Annotated in this window: 1 protein-coding gene and 2 pseudogenes; all 3 read right to left on the bottom strand. The window is 40.1% G+C overall.

Features of this window, described 5'->3' with window-relative positions:
- Positions 1 to 146 precede the first annotated feature (146 nt).
- Positions 147 to 917: an ATP-dependent zinc protease family protein gene (locus H5202_RS20765; RefSeq protein ID WP_182773734.1), complete on the bottom strand. Its 771-nt coding sequence runs from the start codon at positions 915 to 917 to the stop codon at positions 147 to 149.
- A gap of 25 nt (positions 918 to 942) precedes the next feature.
- Positions 943 to 1,935: pseudogene (gene cmoB, locus H5202_RS20770) on the bottom strand (tRNA 5-methoxyuridine(34)/uridine 5-oxyacetic acid(34) synthase CmoB).
- Positions 1,932 to 2,347 (bottom strand): annotated as a pseudogene (locus H5202_RS20775) (carboxy-S-adenosyl-L-methionine synthase CmoA); the annotation flags it as partial. The pseudogenes cmoB and H5202_RS20775, both read right to left, overlap by 4 nt.

The following is a 2,347-nucleotide window of genomic DNA, read 5'->3' on the forward strand; positions in this document are numbered from 1 at the left end:
GGCGTCAACAGCCCAACTTTGTACCTGTTCTCCAGGTAAAAAAGGCACATTGTGTTCAACACCACGATATATGCTGGTGCTGATACCAATGATAAAGAGCAGCGCAACGAATATGTAAAACGGTTTGCGTGAATGCATTACTTAACCTACTTAATTAACGTGGTAATTTGGTTTTTGGCTTTACCATGAATGTAGATTTGACCTACATCAACAATGGCAATATCTTTCATAAATTTGCGCCCTAGAAGTAAAGGATAATCTAGGTGGCTTCGATCCGTAAGGTTTAAATCTGTTTCTGCAGCATATTTACCTATTTTTAAATGGGCATGGATTACTGGACGACGATCATCAGCCGTATCAACATCTTGTTTGATACGGACGAAGCGTTCAACTTTTGATTCAAAGGTATTGAAGGGTTGGTCTATACCATTCGTTATTACGTCATAGCGAACCCATTGTTCGCCTTCTCGTTCAAATAATACAATATTGCGCGCATCTAAAGATGATGACTCAGCACCGGTATCTATTCGTGTTGCAAACTTGGTTTTAACTTCATCAACTAATACACTTTCTACTTCTCCAAGTAGAAACTTTTCACCTAAGATATTCTCTGGACACTGCTGTGGAGCTTCAACCTGTTTTTGTATCGGTGGTTGGACAATAATGGTTTTTGGTTTTTGACTCATGGCTGCGCTTACCTGAGTCTTTAACTTTCTAATTTCATCAGAAAGCGCGGTCACATTGCTTGCCTGTTGGCTATTCTGCGCATTGATTACATCAATAATGACGCCCTGTGAAGCTTGCAAACTGCTATTCAAATCAGCATTAGTTAGCGGAGGTGTTGTTGTTTGTTGAGTGGTTACACAGCCCGATAAGAGAGCCGCTGCAACGGATAGAGCAATTACCTGCTTTAACATGTCAATTCCTGTTGAATAATTTTAATTATACTAAATTGTGATTCGGTTGGTTCTTTGTTGCGATAATGATGGCCCTCTTGGGCGCGGGATAACCTTCTACGGTTAAACTCACATCATTAGGATCCAGATAGTCGACTAGCGATTCATTTTTCATCCAGTGGGTGCTGCGTTGTTCTGCCAGCGAGGTGATATCGATGTCAACACAACGAATATCGATAAACTCGCATTTCTTTAACCATAACATCAAGGCCGCAACCGATGGTATAAACCAAACGTTGTTCATTTTGCCATATCTATCTTGTGGAACAAGTACCGCATTTTCATCGCCATCAATCACCAGTGTTTCAAGTACCAGTTAACCACCTACTCTTAATTTGTCGCGTAATTGTAGTAAATGAACTATCGGTGAGCGTCGATGATAGAGTACGCCCATAGAGAATACAGTATCAAAGGCATCCAATGCGGGTAATTCTTCTATGCCTAAGGGCAACAAATATACCGGATGCTGATTACCTGCAACTCGCTTTATGGCTTCAAATTGACATAAAAACAACGGTGAAGGATCAATCCCTACAACACGAGTAGCACCATCACCTAACATCCGCCACATATGGTAACCACTACCGCAACCTACGTCTAACACTGTACGATTTTTTAATGGTGAAATAAATTTTTGGACTCGATCCCATTTCCAATCACTGCGCCATTCTGTATCAATTTGAATACCATGAACGGAAAAGGGGCCTTTACGCCACGGTTGAAATACTGCCAATAAATTGGTTAGTTTTTCAACTTGACCGGGGCTGAGTTGTTCTCCGGTTCCAATTGTTACACTGCTGCTAAAATCTATTTTATCGGGTTGAGGGTAATGTAATTTATTGAGCACCTTTTCCCATTTAGGTAAATTACCGTGTTTATGATCTCGTTGCCATTTACCTAAAATTGCCGGTAATGTTTCTAACCAGTGTTGTAGGTTCGAATCAGCAATGTCTTTATAAAAAGAACTAAAATTGATCATTTAATCGCTACCATAGATGCAAAGTTAAAACATTGAAACCAGACTGAGAAGTGACCAAAGCCGTTTTCGGTAAAGCGTTGTTGGTGCACTTTTAAGCTGTCTGGACGCATAACATTCTCTAATGCACTGCGTTTTTGACTTATTTCGAGCTCACTATACCCATTTGCACGCTTAAAATCTAAATGCTGTTCATCTAGTAATTGTTGAATATGGTTATCTTCAAAGAATAATTTTTCTGAAATGACTAGAATTCCACCCGGTAACATCCCATCGTAAATACGTTTTATTAGCGCATCACGATCATGGGTTGGTAAAAATTGCAGGGTGAAGTTTAGCACCACCATCGACGCATTCTTGATGTCGATGTCTCTGATATCAGCACACAATAAATTGACTTGGATGTCGCTGACAT

The organism is Shewanella sp. SG41-4, from assembly GCF_014164505.1.
Classification (GTDB): Bacteria; Pseudomonadota; Gammaproteobacteria; order Enterobacterales; family Shewanellaceae; genus Shewanella.